Here is a 17,604-nt window from a genome sequence, read left to right as displayed (position 1 = left end):
GTAAAGAAGCCCTCGCCGCTTATGGCCAAATCCAGGTTGTTATCAGTGAAATCGATATTGCCCTGGGAAAACTGTTGGACAATCGTGTTCAAACGCACACCCGCACCGGGCGTCGTTTTGGTCACATCGTTGTTTGAGGTCGCGTACACGTCGGCAAATGAGGTGCGCGAACTCTTAAACCCTGTGGTATTTACGTTAGCGATATTGTGGGCGGTAACATCCAAATGCGCCGAAGCCGCGTTCAGTCCACTCAATGCAATACGAAAGCTCATGGTTATACTCCTGCTGCGATCACTCGCGAATTGATCAATGAATACGCCGAAGCGTCTAGCTGATTTCCTTTATTTGAGACATCGCCACACTACCCACACCGTCAATTTGAACGGTGGGACTGCCACCTCCTGGCGGCATGCTGACGCTGCGCACCGGGCTGCGAATTTCTGTCTGCAAGGCCTCAACACTGTCGCCGTTGAGATACTGGGCGCGAATCAGATAATTCCCCATTGGCAAGCGCTCACCGTCTAATCCCCGACCATCCCAGGAAAAGCTGACGGGCCCCGAGGACTGGGGTCCGAGCGCCACCTTGCCCAACACCTCACCCGTCGGCGCCAGTATTTCGACATCGACCGCCCGCGTGCTCACCGGCAGCGTGACCTGGCCACTCACCTCGCCCTCAGGCGGCAGCGCCACTATGTCAGAGCCCACCAGAACCTCCTTGCCAATCAGCGAAGAGGCGTCGAGCAGCTGGCCGCCATACATGGAGCTGGTCAGCGCAGACAAATTTTCATTCATTTCGCTGATACCGCTCACCGAGGTCAATTGCGCCATCTGACTGATAAATTCGGTATTGTCTGTCGGTTTAAAAGGGTCTTGATTCTTCAGCTGCTGCAACATCAGCTTCATAAAATCGTCCTGACCCAATGACGAGGGGTCTTTCTTTACACTGCTGCCACTGTTTTGCTGCTGCAGTTGCTCAAGACTTCGCAGTTCCATTGGTCAACTCCTACTGTTTACCCAGCTGCAGGGCGCGCAGCGTCAAGGTCTTCACCGTGGAAAACACCTCGGCGTTATTCTGAAACGACCGCGACGCCGACAACATATTGGCCATCTCATCCACCGTGTTCACATTCGAGCCGTAGACATAGCCACTGGCATCAGCCAGCGGATGGCCCGGCTCATAGCGTTTGGGGATCGGCGCCTGGCTCTCGGTGACTCCCGTCACCGCAACCCCGGCGGTCTGGCGCTGGCTGTCCAGCACAGTGGCAAACACCGTCTGCCTGGCGCGATAGGCCGTCTCTTCACTGCCGGCAACCGTGTCGGCGTTGGCGAGGTTGCTAGCCGTGGCATTGAGTCGCAACATCTGTGCGTTCATCGCGGCGGCAGCTATATCAAGGGGATTGGCCATGGCTTACTGCCCTCCCTGCAACACGGATTTCAAGCCAGAGAAGCGACTGCCGAGAAAGTCTAGGGTCGCTTGATAACGCAAGCTGTTATCGGCAAAGGCCGCCTGCTCGACATGGACGTCCACCGTATTGCCATCCAGCGATGGCTGTTGCGGCTGCCGATATTTCACGACCGCAGCATCGCTGACCGCGGCGCCGGCACCACTTAGATGTGCGGCATTGCTGCGACTCAGCTCCAGCGACGAACCTTGCGCACCGGCCAAGGCCTGGCGGAAGTCGATGTCCTGTGCCTGATACCCCGGGGTATCGGCATTGGCAATATTGCTGGCCAGTAATTCAGTGCGCTGCTGGCGAAGCAGCAGCGCCTGCTGATGTACCCCTAGCGCCTTGTCAAAACTGATTGCCATTTTTCTTCTCTTTTTCACTCAAGTATTTCGCAGCGCTGCCGCTAAAACGGTAATGGCGGTCGTCTGCCTGTCTTGCCTGAACCCACGCAATCGCCGTGCCATATTTTTTATCCTTTGTTTTTCAATGCATTAGCCATTATCGATGCGAGCATTGCCGGAATTCCGGCAAGCCCTTGCCGGCTTTTCCGCGGCAAAGCGGCAAGTCTTTGTCACCCCCTCAAGCAGTCGAGCCGATAGCTGGCACGCCCTTTGCTGAATATTCACTAGAGCCGGGCGCCCGCCAAATTTTTGGCACCCATAGCAACACTGCGGAGGAACTGACGATGACACTGTGGCGCAATATTGCAATTGCCTTCATCTGCACGCTCGCCGCCAACACTAGCGTTGCCGCTGGCGACACCGAATCTTCAGCGCGTATCAGCGCCGCAGCGCGCAGCTATATCGCCAAGCACCACCCCTGGCAGTCACAAAAAACCCGCATCGACGTCGGCCAGCTGGACCCCCGTACCAGGCTGCCGCGCTGCAGCCGCCCGCTGCAGGCATTTATGTCACCCGGGGCAGAAATTCGTCGGCGCAGCACCGTCGGCGTGCGCTGCAGCGGTGACAAACCCTGGAAAATCTATCTACCGGTTACCGTGGCGGCCTACGCCCGGGTCATGGTCAGCAAACACCCCATCGCACCGGGGCAAACCGTCACAGCGGCGGATATCAGCTGGGTGGAGCGTGAGGTCTCAAGCCTCGGCTACGGCTATTTACGCAGTCTTAAGCAGGCCGGTGGCCTGCGCAGCCGGCGCAGCATCGCCCAGGGTGCGGTCATCACCGCCAATATGCTCGAAGCCGGCAATGTGGTGAGTAAAGGTCAACAGCTGAAGCTGCTCAGCAATAGCGGGGCTATTCGCGTTAGCATGAAAGGTATTGCCCTGCAGGACGGCGCGCTGGGCGCGCGTATTCGCGTGCGCAATCTCAGCTCCGGTAAAGAGCTGGAAGGTCGGGTGGACAGTGCCGGGCAGGTATTACTAAATTAAAACAGCTACATTAAAACGGCTAAAGTTTTTGCGGATAGCGCCGTTAACCCTAACAAGGCGAGCCGTCGCCGCAATTGTGTAAAAAGAGGAAGAGAGATGGTCGATCGCATTAATGGCACCCCCTCCGGGCAGCCGCGCAGGCTCGACAACAGCAGCCAAGCCAGCAGCGGAAAAGCCGCCGTCAGCGTCAACGACACCGGCAACCTTGTCACAACACCGCAGGAGTCTAACTTGATCGAGCGCAGCCGAGCAGAAGTAGCCGCCAGCGACGGCGTAGATCGCCAACAGGTTGAAGCAATCAAAACAGCCATCCGCAACGGTGAGTTCAGCATCGATGCCGATCAGGTCGCCAAAGCCTTTGTCGACCTCGAACTGCTTACGGCGCCGCGCTAATGATGAACAGTGACTTACAACAACAGCTGCTCGAACAGAGCCAGGGCTTTGAAGCACTGCTGCGCGAAGAATTACAGGCCCTGCAAAACGCCGCACCGGCAGCTCAGCTGCAACAGCTGGCCGAACAAAAGATGGATGCCAGCCAAAGTCTAGAAGGCCTAGAACGCTATTTACGTGCGCAACAACCCGCCATTGTCATGACCGAAGCATGCCGCCAGTGTCTGCAGCGCTGTCGCGATCTCAACGAGCGCATCGGCACCATGCTCAGCCGCCAGGCCGACTACAATCAACAGGCGATGGCGATACTGGGGCTAAGTCAGCCGTCACTGCCAACCTACAGCACCGAAGGCTTGCCCAGTACTCCAGCCAGTGGGCGCCACCTGGGCGAGGCCTGATTGGGCACGACTCCCCCTCGCAATACGCTAAAAGAGCGACAACTGCTCACCCTGCTCGGCATCAGCAAATCGCACGCCCACACCGATCAAGCGCACTGGGCTTTGCAGCCGCGACCAGGCCTCAGCCAGTAGCTGCCGGTAGCAATTTAGGTCCAAGCCACCCTGTTGGCGCTGCTCCACCGTTGTCACCCGAAACTCTCGACTCTTTAGCTTCACAAAGGCGCCGGCCACCGCCAAGTCGCCGTGTCGTGCAAGGCGCGCTTGCAGCTCAACGACCAGTGGCTGCAGGGCGGCCACGGCATCCTCCTGCCCGCTTAAGTCCTCGCTGTAGGTGCGCTCCACACTCAGTGATTTCCGGCGGCGCTCGGCCTTTACCGGACGCGGGTCATCGCCCCGCGCATAGCCGTAGAGCTGGCGACCAAAGCGGCCAAAATGTTCCACCAACTCAAATTCCGACCACTGCTGCAGTTGCTCGCAGTTGTCGATACCTAAGGCCGCCATTTTGGTCGCCATCACCTTGCCAACGCCGTGGATCTTGCTAACCGGCAGTGAGCGAACAAAATCGGCAACCTGATCGGGGCGAATCACCGTTAGACCATCGGGTTTGCGCCAATCACTGGCAATCTTGGCCAAAAATTTATTGGGCGCAACACCGGCTGAAATACCGATACCAATATCCCGCTTCACGTCCTGGCGTATCGCCTCGGCAATGCGACTGGCACTACCGCCAAAGTGTGGTGAGTCACTAACATCTAAATAGGCTTCATCTAAGGACAGCGGCTCGATCTGCTCACTATAGCGAGCAAACACCTCACGCACGGCCAGTGCCACCGCTCGATATTTAGTCATATTGGGCGGCAGCAAAATTAACTGTGGGCAGCGCTGCAGGGCGATGGCGGTGGGCAGCGCGGAATGCACACCAAAGGCACGAGCTTCGTAGTTACAGGTGGCGATCACCCCCCGCTGCGCCGCAGCACCACCGATCGCCAGCGGGCGACCGCGCAATGCTGGGTCGTCGCGCATTTCTATCGACGCGTAAAAGCAGTCGCAATCGCAGTGAATAATTTTTCGCATACGTGCGCCGACACCTGGCAGCCCCCAACAAGCGCAGAACAACAACTGTATAAACATACAGATATTACGCGAGCAGCGCCTCGTTGTCCCCCCCGCGACTCAGGTATACTGTCCAACAAATCACGCCTACCGCCAAAACATAGAAGGAAGCCCGCAGTAATGAGTATTGGCAATTGGACTCCAGAATCAGAGAAAGCCGTCGTCCTTATCGAGTCGGAGTGGCTGCAGCGCTGTATCGCGCTAAGTAGTGACGAGGCCTTAGCACAGCTGCCCGCGCCCTTTACCGAAGCAGAGCAGCAGCGCTACAGCAGCCTGATGCGACTACCTGCCGAGCCCTGGCAACAGGCGGTTGCCGAACTCGACAACGATGCCCTCATTGCGCTGATCCGTTTTTTTACCGCGGCAGAGGAACGCATCAGTGGCTGGGAAGCCGGTGCCGAGTCACCGGCCATCTGGATTAACAAGGTACTGCGCCAACGCGGTGAAAAACTATCGGTCGACACTCTGCGCTGGATTCGCGCCAACAGTCGCAACCGTTTTATTCCCAACGGCGGTCTGTAGTCCTAGCTGCTATTTACCCGCGTTGAACTTTGCCAGTGCCTCGGCGCTGGCCTCGCCCTGGTACTTTTCCTTCCACTCGCTATAGGGCATGCCATATACCCGCTCGCGCGCCGCCTCGTAATCGACAGTCTCGCCACGCTCGCTCGCGGCAGCGACATACCACTTCGACAGACAGTTGCGACAAAAACCTGCGAGGTTCATCAAATCAATATTCTGCACGTCCTTGCGACTGTCCAGGTGTGCCAACAGACGACGAAAAACCGCCGCTTCAATGGCATCGCTCTCAGATTTGTTCATAATTTGTTCACTCATTATCGCCTTTCATCTGTTCATTATCAGGAAATTTGCTATGTTAAGCCAACGAACAGAATTCCTGCTCGCGACCCACCACAAATAATGACGGAGTCAGATAGCATGGCTAAGCAAAAAATCGACCCTGTGGCACTGATTAATCGAGAGATAGAATCCCTGGAAGGAAAAGTGGAAAAGCTGCGCGACCGGCTAATTTCCGATGCCGATAAAGCGCTGGAACGCGCCAAAGCACAAACGGAAAAGGCACGTGCGAAAATTCGCCAAGAGCAGGACAAATTGCGCGAGCTGCAACAAAAAGCCAAGAAAAATATGGACGCCCGCATTCAGCGCCAAATGGACCGCGCCCACAACGCGCTGGAATCTGCCCGCGAGTTGGAGATCGATGCCAAAGCCGTCGTCATGGTCGCCCGTGAACACATGCAAGATTTAAAAGCCGACTACCAGCGCGCGAAAGCACTGGCCAAAGCCGCCCGCGATGCCGCCCGCGAATTCGACAAAAAGAACCCTCCGGCGAAGAAAGCCCCTGCGAAGAAAGCTGCCGCGAAAAAAGCCCCGGCTAAGAAAGCCGCCGCCAAGAAGGCTCCGGCTAAAAAAAGCGCCGGCCAAGAAAGCAGCAGCCAAGAAAGCGCCAGCGAAATCTGCCGCGGCCGCTAAAAGCTAGGGAATCCCTGCAGCAGGCGATATCCCCGGCATTGCCGTTAGCGACTCAGCAAAGTCGGGGGCCTTCGAACGCGCCGTTGAGCACACCGCAGCAAGACCACGAAAAACGCCTCGAGGGAAAATATACGGCGGCCTAACTATCGCTGGCCGGCGCTCCGGCCAGCGTCACCACGCTGTTCAAAATCAGTTGAATTAACTGTGTTTGCCGCGCCACTCCCGTTTTGGAAAACACCGAACTGAGGTGGGATTTAGCGGTATTGCGGGAAATATTCAAGCTCTCCGAGGCTTCATCCAGGCTCTGACCGTTGACCAGACGAATGGCCAACTTAGACTCCGCCGGCGTTAGGCCAAACAACTCGATCAAAACATCGCTGGGCGCCTGTCTGGGGGCCATTGGGTCACTGACAAACACCGCCACCGCAGGGCGCTGATCGCTGCCGTGATCACTGTGCGGCAAAGGCCTCAGCAGCAAGCTCAAGCCGCTCAAACTGTGGGCATCCGCCAGCCGAAAAGCCCGTACACATCCCGCCTCCCGGCGGTGATGGGCGTCGATCACCTCTGCCAGTAATTCTTTAAATCCCTGCTGTTCTCGCTGATCGCGAAAACTCAACCTGACACCCTGCATAGCAATACCGCGCTGCTGCGCCAACAACCGCAGTGCCACAGGATTGCTGTGCAGCACCTTGCCCGCCGCGTCCAAAGTGAGCACCCCGACCGACAAGCTGTCGATCGTGTTGGCGTAAAACGCTCGCTCGCTCTCACTCTCACGTAACCGCGAATGGATTTCCACGGCCTGTTTGATATGCCGCAGTAGCGACTTACACAGTGCTTTCTCGCGCTCACCGAAATTGTCACGGCTGGCAGGGCGCGTCACCCGCAACCGTCCTAGCAAGCGCTCACCCTGCCACAAATCCGCACCGAGAATATGTCGAATATTGCTCGGCTCTATATAGTTTCGGTAGTACTCGCTGCTCTCAAATTCCTCTGCGGACATGTATTCGGCAACGGTCACCACCTCACCGTCCGGCAGGTTTACAAACGGATCGAGAGCAAAATAGGTTTCGTTATAGGCACGGTAAATCTCCGGCGACACGACCAAGGCATTGAGCACCACCCCCGGCTCATGCTCATTGGGCGGCCGCAGTAACAAGGTCGCATAGTTTCCCCCCATCAAATCGCGCAGTTGATCGAGAAAACCCTGCCAGGGTGGCGTTTCTAAAGTACCACTATAGAGCGCATAGAGCAGCGCATCCATTCGCGGTGAAACTGAGAGGTCGGACATAGTAAACCGGGGCCGTTGTAATGCAATAGCCCCGATTCTAAGCGCTGGCCGCGCTGAATTCATCTACTCAAGGTCAATGGGGTAAAAACTCACCGCCATTCACGTCCAGTGCCGCGCCGGTCAGCGCACAGGAATAATCAGACCCGAGGAATATCGCCGCCTTTGCACAATCGGCATCATCGGGAATACAGCGCAGAGGAATATTCGCCGCCACCGCCGCTTTCTGCTCGGCAACACTGGGGCCGCCGGCCTCTTCAGCCATTTTGAAATACCCCTCCACCGACGGCCCCCACATCCAGCCCATATAGGCGGAGTTAACGCGGATATTATCCGGCCCTAACTCCAGCGCCAAATGCGATGTCGCACTGGCTAGAGCGGCCTTCGACGCGCCGTAGCCCCCCTGAGTCGGCATCGGCTTGCGGGTTACCATGGTATTAATCATCACAATGGCGCCGCCACCCTGTTGTCGCATATGTGGCACAACCTCTAAGGTCAGCCCCATAGTGCCAAAAAAGTTAACATTCATCGCCTCGCGCCAGCTGTCCAAATCCGCTTCGGCAATCGGCCCAAAACTGCCGGGGTTGTATGCGCTATTCAACAACACGTCAATACGGCCAAAGTGTTCAACCGTCGCCGCCACCAGCGCAGCACATTGCTCACGATCACTGATATCGGTGGGCACTTTCAGCAGTTCGTTGCCAAGACCGGCGTCGCGAATCAGCTTTTCGGCATCATCGAGTTTACTGGCGGTGCGGGCGCACATCGCCACCTTAGCACCCTGGCGCGCTGCCTCCAGCGCCAGCTCCTGCCCCAGCCCCGGGCCGATTCCCGACACAATCACCACTTTGTCTCTCAGCAACATGTTGACTATCCTGTGATTTCAAAACTATTTTTTATTAAATTGCGCTATCGCTACAGCCTAGCCCAGTGTGGCTAAAAGCAGCACCACCCGTATGGGTGGCAACTAAGCAGACCATTCTAAATAGAGAAATACCATGACCGTACTGCGCCATTATTTACTATTGCTACTCGCCATCACACCAATCACCCAAGCCGACACCTCGCTGCGCTTACACGTATCGAGCTTCGGTGCCGGCGCCGAAATCGCTTACAGTTTTTCCCCGAAACGAGCCATTCGTATCGGCGCACTGTACGGCGATTTTGAAATAGACGTTGAGGGTGACAATAACAACGGTGTAGAAGGTGACGAGCTGAGCTACAAGAGCGATATAGAGCTTCGCAATGGCTACCTGTTTCACGACTGGCACCCCTGGGGTGGCTGGTTTCGCCTGAGCAGCGGCATCTTGGTTAACAACAGCAAAGCCAAAATCATTACCCGCTGTGAAGAAAACTCGCCAATCCCGCTCTTTACCAACTGTGAGTTTGGCAACAGCCGCTTTGCCCCCGCCGTGCTCGGCGACATCATCACCAATATTGACTTCGAGCCGATCAACCCCTATCTGGGTATCGGCTGGTCACGCGCCACCGGCAAGGGCTGGTATGTCAGCGCCGACCTCGGCGTCGCCTACCTGAGTGACGTCAATGTCGACATGCGCTCGACCGGCAGCTGCAACGACAATGCCCAGTGCCGCGCTGAAATCAACGAAGAAAAACGTGAAGTGGAGCGCGAGCTGGAAGAGCTGAACCTACTCCCGATCGCCCTAATCGCCGTTAACTACCGCTTTTGACCCATCAATTGGAGCGCCGGCAATGCCCCAACAACCCAGCCCAGTACTGCCCAACGACGCATTTTTCTACCGCAGCCTGCAACAGGGCTGCGCAAGACTGCAGCTGAACACGGGCATTATCAGCCATGTTGTCGGCGAGCAATACTATGTCGTGGAAAGTGTCGGGTGCGACGGCGCGTTTAAACACGGCGACGTCTTCCCCCTCAATGACACCTGGTGCCGCACCGTCATCGAACAGGAGCGCACCGTGGCGCTGAGTGGCGATTCAGGCCTGCTGGCAATGCAACGCCACCCGCTCTACCAGAGCCTGCCTCTGCAAGCTTATATCAGCACCATCATCCGCCGACATGGCATTGTGTGGGGAACCGTTAATTTTTCCAATCTACTGCAGCAGCACGAGGCCTTTAACCACGCTGACATCGACTACATCGAACAACTGGCTCAGTCACTGAGTCAATGGCTGAGCCTCGACGACTAAACCCGCTTTGTGCAGGTCAGCGCCCTGAAGGAAAGCTAATCACGACCTCAGTGCCCTCGCCCAAAACGGAGTTCACCTGTATTTTCCCTTTAAGTTGTTGGGTCACCAAGTTGTAAACAATATGCATGCCTAAACCACTGCCCCCGACACCGCGCCGAGTGGTAAAAAAGGGCTCAAATATTTTTCGCCGCACCGCGTCTTCCATACCGTGACCATCATCGCTATAGCGTATAACGATCTGGCGCTCCTGTTCGGACACCTCAACACGGATGATTCCCTCTTCCCCCTCATCGTAGCCGTGCAGCAGCGAATTCATCAGCAGGTTGGTAAATATCTGGGAAATCGCCCCCGGCACAGAGTTAACCTGAATAGACGAATCACAGTCGATTTCCACCTGCACGCGGGTTTTTTTAAAGTTTGGCCGCAAACTGAGCAGCGTCTCGTCAAAATAGCTTTTAAGGCAGAACTCTCGCCTTTCGAAACTGGTCTGGTCTACCGCCACCTGCTTAAAGCTATGCACCAGATCTGCCGCGCGCTGCAGATTATTCAGGATGATTTCGGTGGACTGCATGCAGTGCTCGAAGTAGTGCTTGAGTTCGGTATTGGTTAGTTGGCCGTCGCTATAGGCTTTTTCCGCAGTTAAGCTCTCGGCTCGCAGCGTGGACGCAGCGGTCACGCTCACCCCCACCGGGGTATTTACCTCGTGCGCCACGCCGGCAACCAAGCCACCGAGAGCCGCCATCTTCTCCGTGTCTACCAACTGCTGCTGTGTTCGATTGAGGTCATCCAGCGCGCGCCGCAATTCCTCGTTGGCCACATCGGCCTGCTGTATGCGCAGCTTCAACTCCTCCTGGGCCTGCTCCAAGGCAAAATCGCGGGAGGCTATATGCGACAGCATGACGTTAAAGCCGTCAATCAGCTCCCCGACCTCGTCGTTACCACTGCGCTGGGCCCGCAGCGAATAGTCGCTAGACAGGGAAACGCGCCGTATGGTGTCCAACAGCCCGAGAATCGGCGCCGCAATAATGCTCTGCAGGCGACTGGAGATCAACACCGCCACTACCACGCTCAGCCCGAGCATGGCCAACAGCAACAAGCTATCCACTCTCGTGGTTTGCCAGAGATCGCTAAGTTCACGCTCGATCACGAAATGTCCCAGCTTGTCATTGCCCAACCAGACATCTTTAGCAACGATAAGAGTATCCAGCGTCGAGGTACTGCGCTTTAATCCCTCGGCAGCACAGGGCAAGCTGTCAGCGTCGCGCACAAAGCTGGCAAACAGCGGCGCATCGTCGCTCCCCCCCTGATACAGGCAGGCGCGGCCGATCTGCGGCATGCCGCGCAATGACGACAGCACCTCCTCGGCGGCCGCCGCATCGGCAAAGCTCAGCGCCGCAGTGGTATTCAGTGAAAACACCTCGGCGACGGCAACGAGGTTGCGAGACAGGGCATCTCTCACACTAAACCAGTTGTAGAACACAAACACCGACTCAATGACCAGCAACACCACCGTCACGGTGCCGACAATCGACAACAGAATTTTTCGTTGAATAGGGAGATCTCGGAACGTCACAGGTCTATATCCGTCGCCGTGCGATGGACCCTGCGCGCCAAGTTTAAGAGTTTAGAGCTAATCTTCAGCCCGGCACCCTGCGCATGCGGCTGGCTGATATCAAAGCGCAGCTTACCGTCGACAAGGGCAAAGCCCACCACCCCGCCGCGCTCAAGAAAAGTGGCGTTATCGGCAATAGTCAGTGTATGGCGGTTACCCGGTACCCGTAACCAGCGCCGCTGCTCCTGCTCGCCATCTGCGGCGATATACAGCACATGACAGCCCTCAGCATCCTCAGCTCGCAAGACCAAAGAACTGAGCAACGGCCGGCCACTTTTCTGTTTGCCCGCAAGCAAACTGTTCAAGGTGACGGCAATTTCACGATCACTGGCCACACACACCACCAGGGGGCTGTCTGCGCTGGCAAAGGCGCTGTCCGGCCAGTCAATAAAGCGGGTAAAATTAAATATATAGGCGGCCTTAACACGTTTTTCTAAATCCTGGGCGAGCACTGACTGGCTCAGCAATGCACTGAGCAACACCCCCCCCAAACCGCTCAGCAGGCCTATTAGGCGCGTCCTATTGTTCATTAAAAAGTCCACGTCAGCTGGGCGTGAACGCTGCGCCGAATTTCCGCATCCTGCCCAAACTCAGGATGCGCATCATCGGTCAAGTTACTGGCGCGCAGCGACACCTCCAATTGGTCGCTGAGCTGCCACATCACGTTGGCATCCACGGCGGCATAGGCATCGACATTCTGGTCCTTAAGCTCACCGACCCAGCGGGCGGCAACAAACAGCGCCCAGTGTTCGCTAATATCCCAATCCAAACGCGCCTTCAGCTGATGGCTGGGGTCATTGGCATTGGCATCGGCAATCGTCTGGTCACGGCTATCGGCATCGGCCTTTATATCCAGATCAAAATAGCGATAGCTCAGCAACCACTTGATATTGGACTGCCACTGCCAATGACTGCTTAATTCAGCGCCGTGGCTGCGCCCAGCACCAAGGTTGTCGATCAATACTGGCAGCGACTGCGGCGCGGCGAGATTATCAGTCAGGCCGCGCAGCCGGTCATATTCGTTGTAGAACAGCGCCAAATCGACGGAAAAAGTCTCACTGAACTGCTTGCGATAACCCAATTCCGTGGCATACAGCCTCTCCGAATCAAAATCGCGGTTTCCTCGCAGTACCCCCGAAAACACCACAAGGTCTTCATCCAGGCGATTGGGAATACGCACCGCCCGCGAGAGCGCCCCCCAGACCGTACTGTCTTCATCAATTTTGTAACGCGCGCGAATACTGGGTTGAAACTCACTCCCGCTGTAATCGTTATGTTCCAGCTTGGCCCCCAGTGTCAGGCGCAGGCGGCTCTCCAGAAAATCGATCTGATCCTGCAAGAACAGGTCATAAGTCTCGTCTCTGCGGCTGCGGGGAATAAAGTCCAGCGTTTGCGGGTCGACAATAGCGATATCATCACGGCTTAAACGAAAGCCGCCGCCAACCACAATTTCCTGCCTATCCCCCAGGCGGCGATGATGCTTCAGCTCAAAATCAAGCCACTGCCTCTCTTCGGCGAAAGTCACCTGATTGTTAAACTGGCTGCGGTCATACACCAGCTGCCAATCTGTATCGGCGTGCTCGCTGTGATCCTGCCTGAAGCGCAGAATGACATTTTCACCGCTGCGAGACTCCTCTTTATCCACCCCCTCAGCACTGATATTGCCGCGGTATACATCCCCCTGAACCGTTAGATTTTGCCGATCACCAAGTGTGACATCCGCGCGAAAACCGGCCTGGCGGTGACTCCAGTCATCGCCACTGCCGCCACCATCGCGCGCGCGCTGCTCGTCGTACCACTGTCCCTTGCCATAGACCCGGTAGTAACCCTGCTCGCCAATTTTTGCCCCATAACGCAGCTCGCCAAAGGCCTCGTACTCCCCCCCGGCACCCAGCGTCTGATGACCACCCAAGGTATCGGCGGCCGATCGGGTGACAATATTCACGACACCATTAACCGCATTGGCGCCCCACAGCGCCGCGCCCGGGCCGCGGATCACTTCTATCCGCTCAATATCCTTCAGCACCGTGTCTTGGTTTTCCCAAAACACCCCGGAAAACAACGGGGTGTAAAGGCTGCGGCCGTCCATCAGCACCTCGAGCTTGTCCGCCAGAGTGCTGTTAATGCCCCGCGCGGTAATTGCCCAGCTGTGGGAATCGACCCGGGCCACCTGCAAGCCGGGAATCAGCCTCAGGGCCTCGGCAAGACTGCGCACGCCACTGCGACGAATATCCTCGCCACTGAGCACAAATACCGCCGCCGCCGAATCGCGCAGGGGCTCGGCGCGCCGCGATACCGACACCACCTGAATATTCATCAAATCCTCAAGGCTCAGTTCGGCCAGAGAATCCAGAGAGGCAAGTTGCATACCCGAGGCAGTGGCCACCACAGACGATGACAAGAGGCCGAACAAGATGCCCTGTTGCAATTTCGCACGCATTCGCTGTTATCCCTTTTTATATCGTTTGCTAGCCAGAATTCCCTATGGCCCTGTCCTATACCCTATACGCCCTATACGCCCTATACGCCCTATACCACTAACGTTAGGATAATGTGACACTGATCACTATTGCCGCTTCTACGTATAGGACTCAACCGACAAGGGCCTGTTGCCGGTACTTTTCCTGCAAAGGCTTTTTGTACATTTTGCCGTTGTCCTTGCGCGGCAACTGAGCCTCAAAGAAAAACTGTCGCGGGCATTTCACTGGCGATATGGCGTCGCGACACCACCGTTGCAATCGCTGTACCAGCAAATCATCCGCCGCCACACCGACTTCAGCCTGAACGACCGCCACCACAGTTTGACCAAACTCTTCGTCGGGAAGGCCAAACACCGCCACGTCCGCCACCTCTGGGTGGGCAATCAATACATTTTCCACTTCCTGCGGATAAATATTCACCCCGCCGGAAATAATCATGAAATCACGCCGATCAGCGAGGTATAAAAAGCCTTCCTCATCAACATAGCCCATATCCCCCACTGTCGCCCAACCTCTGGGGTGGTGGGCCCCTGCGGTCTTATCCGGCTCATTGTGATATTCAAAATCCCCGAAACCCGAAAAATAAATCGTGCCCGTTTCGCCCACCGGCAGTTCCTCGCCGTCATCACCGACAATATGTACTTCACCCATTAGTGGCTTACCCACCGAGCCGGGGTGCGCCAACCACTGGGCGCTGTCGATGGCGGTCATCCCTATGCCCTCGCTCGCCGCGTAGTACTCGTTAATAATCGGCCCCCACCAGTCGATCATTTGCCGTTTTACCGATTCTGGGCAGGGCGCCGCCGCATGGGTGGCAAATTGCAGCGAGCTGATATCGTATTTGCTGCGCAATTGTGCCGATAACTTTAACAGGCGGATAAACATAATCGGCACCCACTGACTGCAGTCCACCCGGTATTTCTCAATCGCCGCCAGCGACAACTCAGCATCAAAACCGTCCATAATCACCACGGTTGCACCCAGTGCCATTGCCGCCATCACACTGTGCATCGGCGCAGCGTGATACAGCGGCGCCGGGGTCAAATACACCGACTCACTCCCTATCCCCAGAAACCCGGCAATACCCAACATAATTGCCGGCAGCTCGTCGAAGGCCTGCTCCGGCAGGCTCGGCTTAATACCCTTGGGCTGACCCGTGGTACCGGAAGAGTAGAGCATCGCCACACCGGTACATTGCTCGGCCAGTGGCCGGCTGGGCTGGGCCGCCATCTCTCGGGCCAAGTTGGCAAAACCGTCGGCGTCACCACTGCTGACGAACCAATGCCGCACGCCCAGTGTCTGGCGATTGAGCTGTTGCGCCGTCTCGAGAAACCGAGGGGAGCAAATAAACAGCTGGGCACCGGAGTTAGCCAATATATAGGCCACCTCAGCCGGGCGCAGATGGCTGTGCAGGGGCGTAAAAATCAGACCACTGCGCTGCGCCGCCCAGGCAATTTGCAGGAAGCAGGCACTATTTTCCATCTGATAGGCAATATGGTCACCAGGCCGCAGGCCGAGCGAATAAAACAGCTGCGCGAGCTGATTGGATGCCGCGTCAAGTTCGGCATAACTCAGGGTTTCACCTGTATTCGCAATAACACAGGCCGCTTTCTCGGGGGTGTTTCGCGCGTGGTATTGGGGGTGCTGCACGTCGGCTACTCCTTAGATTTTTTTATCGTTATCCGCAGGCCAACCTCGCTGTCAGCCTGCACTCGACAATAAGCGCTATGCCCCCAGGCATCAAGTCCGTTGCAACACTGTAAAAACCGCGGAGCAAACACCGCCATTGTTAGCACTGAACACATAGCCTTATACTAGGCCGACACCAACACAGGAACTCTCCCATGAGCGCATTTACCGACCTACTGGCCTCAGTGCAAAGCAGCGTCGCCCCGGGCCGCTACAACGCCACGATCAGCGAGTCCTGGCTACAGGGTCGCACCGCCTTCGGCGGCTTGAGCAGTGCCCTCGTTGCCCAGGCAATGCGCCAGCAGGTGGCGCCGGAACGCCGCCTGCGCGCACTGTCCGTCAGCTTTGTCGGCCCCGCTCCCGCCGGCCACCACCAGTTACAGCTGCGCAGCCTGCGCGACGGCGGCTCGGTGAGCCATATGCAAGGTGAGTTAGTTTGCAACGGCGACGTGGCGGTTGCCGTGAACGCCGCCTACGGCAAAGATCGCACATCGCGTATTGCCGTCGACAGCCCTCCGCGCCCCGCCGCTATTAAAGCGCCCCAGGACTGCTTGAAACTGCCATCGGTAGAGGGCTTAACGCCCGCATTCACTCAGCACTTTGAGATGTTACTGGCAGGCGGCCACCTTCCCCTGTCGGGTGGCGACCACCCCGACTTTGCCATGTGGTTGCGTTTTGCCGAACCGACACCGATGACCGAAAGTGCCTTGATTGCACTGGCCGACGCCCCGCCGATGCCAGGCCTCAATATGATCCAGCCACCCGGCGTAGGCAGTTCGCTTAGCTGGTATCTGGAATTTCCCGAGGCCGTCGACGCCGCAGAAGCCATCGATGGCTGGTGGTACCTAGACTATCGCAGCCAGGCAGGCAGTCACGGCTATTTCAGCAACCACGCCACCATCTGGACGCCCAGCGGTAAAGCCGCGATGTTCAGCCGGCAAGTGGCCACGGTGTTCGAAAAATAAGCGGCGCCATATTCCAGGCAAAAAAAACGCCCCGTGGGGCGTTTTTTTCCATTCTTCAGGGCTGAGTATTTTGAATGCTGCCTGCCGAGTGATCTTTGAAATACAGGCGAAAGGGTATGTTCTTTTGTTTTCCGAGGTAGATGTAAAAACCGTAGCGATCCGCTGCGTAGTCTTTAACGAACTCGTAGCGAGGTTCAAACAACGGCGGCTCATTGTCGATACGTGGCGCGGTGACCAGTACCTCTTCAATCTCCGTCGGCGGCTCATTATCGCGCGCCGGCAGCGACACCAACACCCGGTATTCATTCATTCCCGGCACAGTTTCCACAGCATCAACACGCGCCCCTGAAACCACGTCGACAAAACCCACCTGGCTCTGGATGACTCCACTCTGCCTAGCAGCCGTAGGCGCCCGCTCATGCTCGGCACAGGCGGAAACCAACAGCCCCGCCAGCAACACCGCAGCAGGAAACATTGCGCAAACCCTTGCGACACTCTTAGACATAAGCCATTCCTTTCCAAGCCTCTTTCCAAGAATGCTAACACCTAGACGCCGCAATAGCAGCCCACCGCCAACAAGCCGCGATTACGCGCAGAAGGCCTGCCCGGCAGCGATTTTTTTGCCCAGCGCCGCCAAGTTGCGCGCAGCCCCCCCCAACATCATCTCGTTGTGACGCAGCCAGGTGCAGTAGCGCCACAGCGGGTAGTCGCGATCGATTCCAGTGCCGCCGTGCAAATGCTGGGCGGCATAGCTTACCCGGTGGCCGACATCACCCGCCCAGATCTTGGCGATCTGCACTTCGACACTGGCCTCGACACCGTCGTCGAGGCGACTGATGGCCTGATAGCTATTCAAGCGCAGGCACTCAACGTCGATAAAGCAGTTGGCCGCGCGATGCCCGACCGCCTGAAACGTGGCAATCGGCACACCAAACTGCTGGCGCTCGGCGGTATACGACGCCGTCATCCGCATCGCCTTGTCACTGGCACCCAACTGATGCGCGCACAACGCCGCCGTGGTGTGCTCTGCCAAACTCTTCAACAGCGCGCGCGCCGCATCACCGCTGGCAATAATGTTATCGGCACTCACCTCGACATTATCGAGGCTCAGCCGGTACTGCGGCTCGTAGTTGGTAACCTCCATCGCCGCCATCTCCAAACCGGCGCTACCGGGCTGCAG

22 protein-coding genes are annotated in these 17,604 nt (G+C 57.0%); 8 read left to right on the top strand and 14 right to left on the bottom strand.

The window, feature by feature from the left end:
* The 4 genes from ABYM29_RS10435 to flgB form a co-directional block, all read right to left on the bottom strand.
* Positions 1–272: flagellar hook-basal body complex protein (locus ABYM29_RS10435; RefSeq protein ID WP_372864678.1), on the bottom strand; the 272-nt coding region annotated here is incomplete at its 3' end.
* A gap of 55 nt (positions 273–327) precedes the next feature.
* The gene (locus tag ABYM29_RS10430; RefSeq protein ID WP_372864677.1) at positions 328–993 is read right to left on the bottom strand and encodes a flagellar hook assembly protein FlgD; all 666 of its coding nucleotides are present in this window, start codon (positions 991–993) and stop codon (positions 328–330) included.
* 10 nt (positions 994–1,003) lie between these two features.
* Positions 1,004–1,405 carry a flagellar basal body rod protein FlgC gene (gene flgC, locus ABYM29_RS10425; protein ID WP_372864676.1) on the bottom strand — a complete coding sequence of 134 codons (402 nt, stop codon included), beginning with the start codon at positions 1,403–1,405 and terminating at the stop codon, positions 1,004–1,006.
* Positions 1,406–1,408: 3 nt separating this feature from the next.
* Positions 1,409–1,810, bottom strand: coding sequence for a flagellar basal body rod protein FlgB (flgB, locus tag ABYM29_RS10420; protein WP_372864675.1), 402 nt, complete (start codon positions 1,808–1,810; stop codon positions 1,409–1,411).
* 323 nt (positions 1,811–2,133) lie between these two features.
* Between flgB and flgA the strand changes: the two genes are divergently transcribed.
* From flgA to ABYM29_RS10405, 3 genes are all read left to right on the top strand, one after another.
* On the top strand, positions 2,134–2,835 hold the full coding sequence (gene flgA / locus ABYM29_RS10415) for a flagellar basal body P-ring formation chaperone FlgA (RefSeq protein ID WP_372864674.1): 702 nt from the start codon (positions 2,134–2,136) through the stop codon (positions 2,833–2,835).
* A gap of 96 nt (positions 2,836–2,931) precedes the next feature.
* A complete protein-coding gene (gene flgM / locus ABYM29_RS10410; protein ID WP_372864673.1) occupies positions 2,932–3,228 on the top strand; it encodes a flagellar biosynthesis anti-sigma factor FlgM in 297 nt (98 codons plus the stop codon).
* Entirely contained in the window at positions 3,228–3,623 is a 396-nt protein-coding gene (locus ABYM29_RS10405; RefSeq protein ID WP_372864672.1) for a hypothetical protein, read from the top strand. The genes flgM and ABYM29_RS10405 overlap by 1 nt, the downstream gene beginning before the upstream one ends.
* A 27-nt stretch (positions 3,624–3,650) precedes the next feature.
* On the opposite strand, the gene dinB is transcribed toward ABYM29_RS10405, so the two are convergent.
* Positions 3,651–4,697, bottom strand: coding sequence for a DNA polymerase IV (gene dinB, locus ABYM29_RS10400; protein ID WP_372864671.1), 1,047 nt, complete (start codon positions 4,695–4,697; stop codon positions 3,651–3,653).
* 159 nt (positions 4,698–4,856) lie between these two features.
* Here dinB and ABYM29_RS10395 point away from each other — a divergent pair, with 159 nt between their 5' ends.
* Positions 4,857–5,258, top strand: coding sequence for a hypothetical protein (locus tag ABYM29_RS10395; RefSeq protein ID WP_372864670.1), 402 nt, complete (start codon positions 4,857–4,859; stop codon positions 5,256–5,258).
* Between the two features lie 9 nt (positions 5,259–5,267).
* Here ABYM29_RS10395 and ABYM29_RS10390 read toward each other — a convergent pair whose 3' ends face one another.
* Entirely contained in the window at positions 5,268–5,555 is a 288-nt protein-coding gene (locus ABYM29_RS10390) for a DUF1244 domain-containing protein (protein ID WP_372864669.1), read from the bottom strand.
* A gap of 117 nt (positions 5,556–5,672) precedes the next feature.
* On the opposite strand from ABYM29_RS10390, the gene ABYM29_RS10385 reads away from it, so the two are divergent.
* The gene (locus tag ABYM29_RS10385) at positions 5,673–6,224 is read left to right on the top strand and encodes a hypothetical protein (RefSeq protein ID WP_372864668.1); all 552 of its coding nucleotides are present in this window, start codon (positions 5,673–5,675) and stop codon (positions 6,222–6,224) included.
* A 139-nt stretch (positions 6,225–6,363) separates the two neighbouring features.
* Here ABYM29_RS10385 and ABYM29_RS10380 read toward each other — a convergent pair whose 3' ends face one another.
* Both ABYM29_RS10380 and ABYM29_RS10375 read right to left on the bottom strand, forming a co-directional pair.
* Complete coding sequence (locus ABYM29_RS10380) at positions 6,364–7,512, bottom strand: helix-turn-helix transcriptional regulator (protein WP_372864667.1); 1,149 nt, start codon at positions 7,510–7,512, stop codon at positions 6,364–6,366.
* A 73-nt stretch (positions 7,513–7,585) separates the two neighbouring features.
* Entirely contained in the window at positions 7,586–8,374 is a 789-nt protein-coding gene (locus ABYM29_RS10375) for an SDR family oxidoreductase (RefSeq protein WP_372864666.1), read from the bottom strand.
* A gap of 133 nt (positions 8,375–8,507) precedes the next feature.
* Between ABYM29_RS10375 and ABYM29_RS10370 the strand changes: the two genes are divergently transcribed.
* The gene (locus tag ABYM29_RS10370) at positions 8,508–9,200 is read left to right on the top strand and encodes a hypothetical protein (protein ID WP_372864665.1); all 693 of its coding nucleotides are present in this window, start codon (positions 8,508–8,510) and stop codon (positions 9,198–9,200) included.
* A 22-nt stretch (positions 9,201–9,222) separates the two neighbouring features.
* Positions 9,223–9,678, top strand: a complete 456-nt coding sequence (locus ABYM29_RS10365; RefSeq protein WP_372864664.1) for a GAF domain-containing protein — start codon at positions 9,223–9,225, stop codon at positions 9,676–9,678.
* A gap of 16 nt (positions 9,679–9,694) precedes the next feature.
* Here ABYM29_RS10365 and ABYM29_RS10360 read toward each other — a convergent pair whose 3' ends face one another.
* The 4 genes from ABYM29_RS10360 to ABYM29_RS10345 all read right to left on the bottom strand — a co-directional run bounded on the left by ABYM29_RS10360 (position 9,695) and on the right by ABYM29_RS10345 (position 15,420).
* Positions 9,695–11,251, bottom strand: coding sequence for an ATP-binding protein (locus tag ABYM29_RS10360; protein ID WP_372864663.1), 1,557 nt, complete (start codon positions 11,249–11,251; stop codon positions 9,695–9,697).
* Positions 11,248–11,820 (bottom strand): YfiR family protein, encoded by a 573-nt coding sequence (locus ABYM29_RS10355; protein ID WP_372864662.1) that lies wholly within the window; start codon positions 11,818–11,820, stop codon positions 11,248–11,250. Before ABYM29_RS10355 ends, ABYM29_RS10360 begins: the two co-directional genes overlap by 4 nt.
* Positions 11,820–13,730, bottom strand: a complete 1,911-nt coding sequence (locus ABYM29_RS10350) for a TonB-dependent receptor plug domain-containing protein (RefSeq protein ID WP_372864661.1) — start codon at positions 13,728–13,730, stop codon at positions 11,820–11,822. Before ABYM29_RS10350 ends, ABYM29_RS10355 begins: the two co-directional genes overlap by 1 nt.
* A gap of 151 nt (positions 13,731–13,881) precedes the next feature.
* Positions 13,882–15,420 carry an acyl-CoA synthetase gene (locus ABYM29_RS10345; RefSeq protein WP_372864660.1) on the bottom strand — a complete coding sequence of 513 codons (1,539 nt, stop codon included), beginning with the start codon at positions 15,418–15,420 and terminating at the stop codon, positions 13,882–13,884.
* A 194-nt stretch (positions 15,421–15,614) separates the two neighbouring features.
* Between ABYM29_RS10345 and ABYM29_RS10340 the strand changes: the two genes are divergently transcribed.
* Positions 15,615–16,424, top strand: a complete 810-nt coding sequence (locus ABYM29_RS10340; protein WP_372864659.1) for an acyl-CoA thioesterase — start codon at positions 15,615–15,617, stop codon at positions 16,422–16,424.
* Between the two features lie 55 nt (positions 16,425–16,479).
* Here ABYM29_RS10340 and ABYM29_RS10335 read toward each other — a convergent pair whose 3' ends face one another.
* Both ABYM29_RS10335 and ABYM29_RS10330 read right to left on the bottom strand, forming a co-directional pair.
* Entirely contained in the window at positions 16,480–16,929 is a 450-nt protein-coding gene (locus ABYM29_RS10335; RefSeq protein WP_372864658.1) for a hypothetical protein, read from the bottom strand.
* Between the two features lie 81 nt (positions 16,930–17,010).
* The coding region (locus ABYM29_RS10330; protein WP_372864657.1) for an acyl-CoA dehydrogenase family protein at positions 17,011–17,604 on the bottom strand (594 nt) is incomplete at its 5' end.

The sequence above is a fragment of the Spongiibacter sp. genome, assembly GCF_041602295.1.
Lineage (GTDB): Bacteria > Pseudomonadota > Gammaproteobacteria > Pseudomonadales > Spongiibacteraceae > Spongiibacter.
This window is presented reverse-complemented; position numbering and strand designations above follow the sequence as displayed.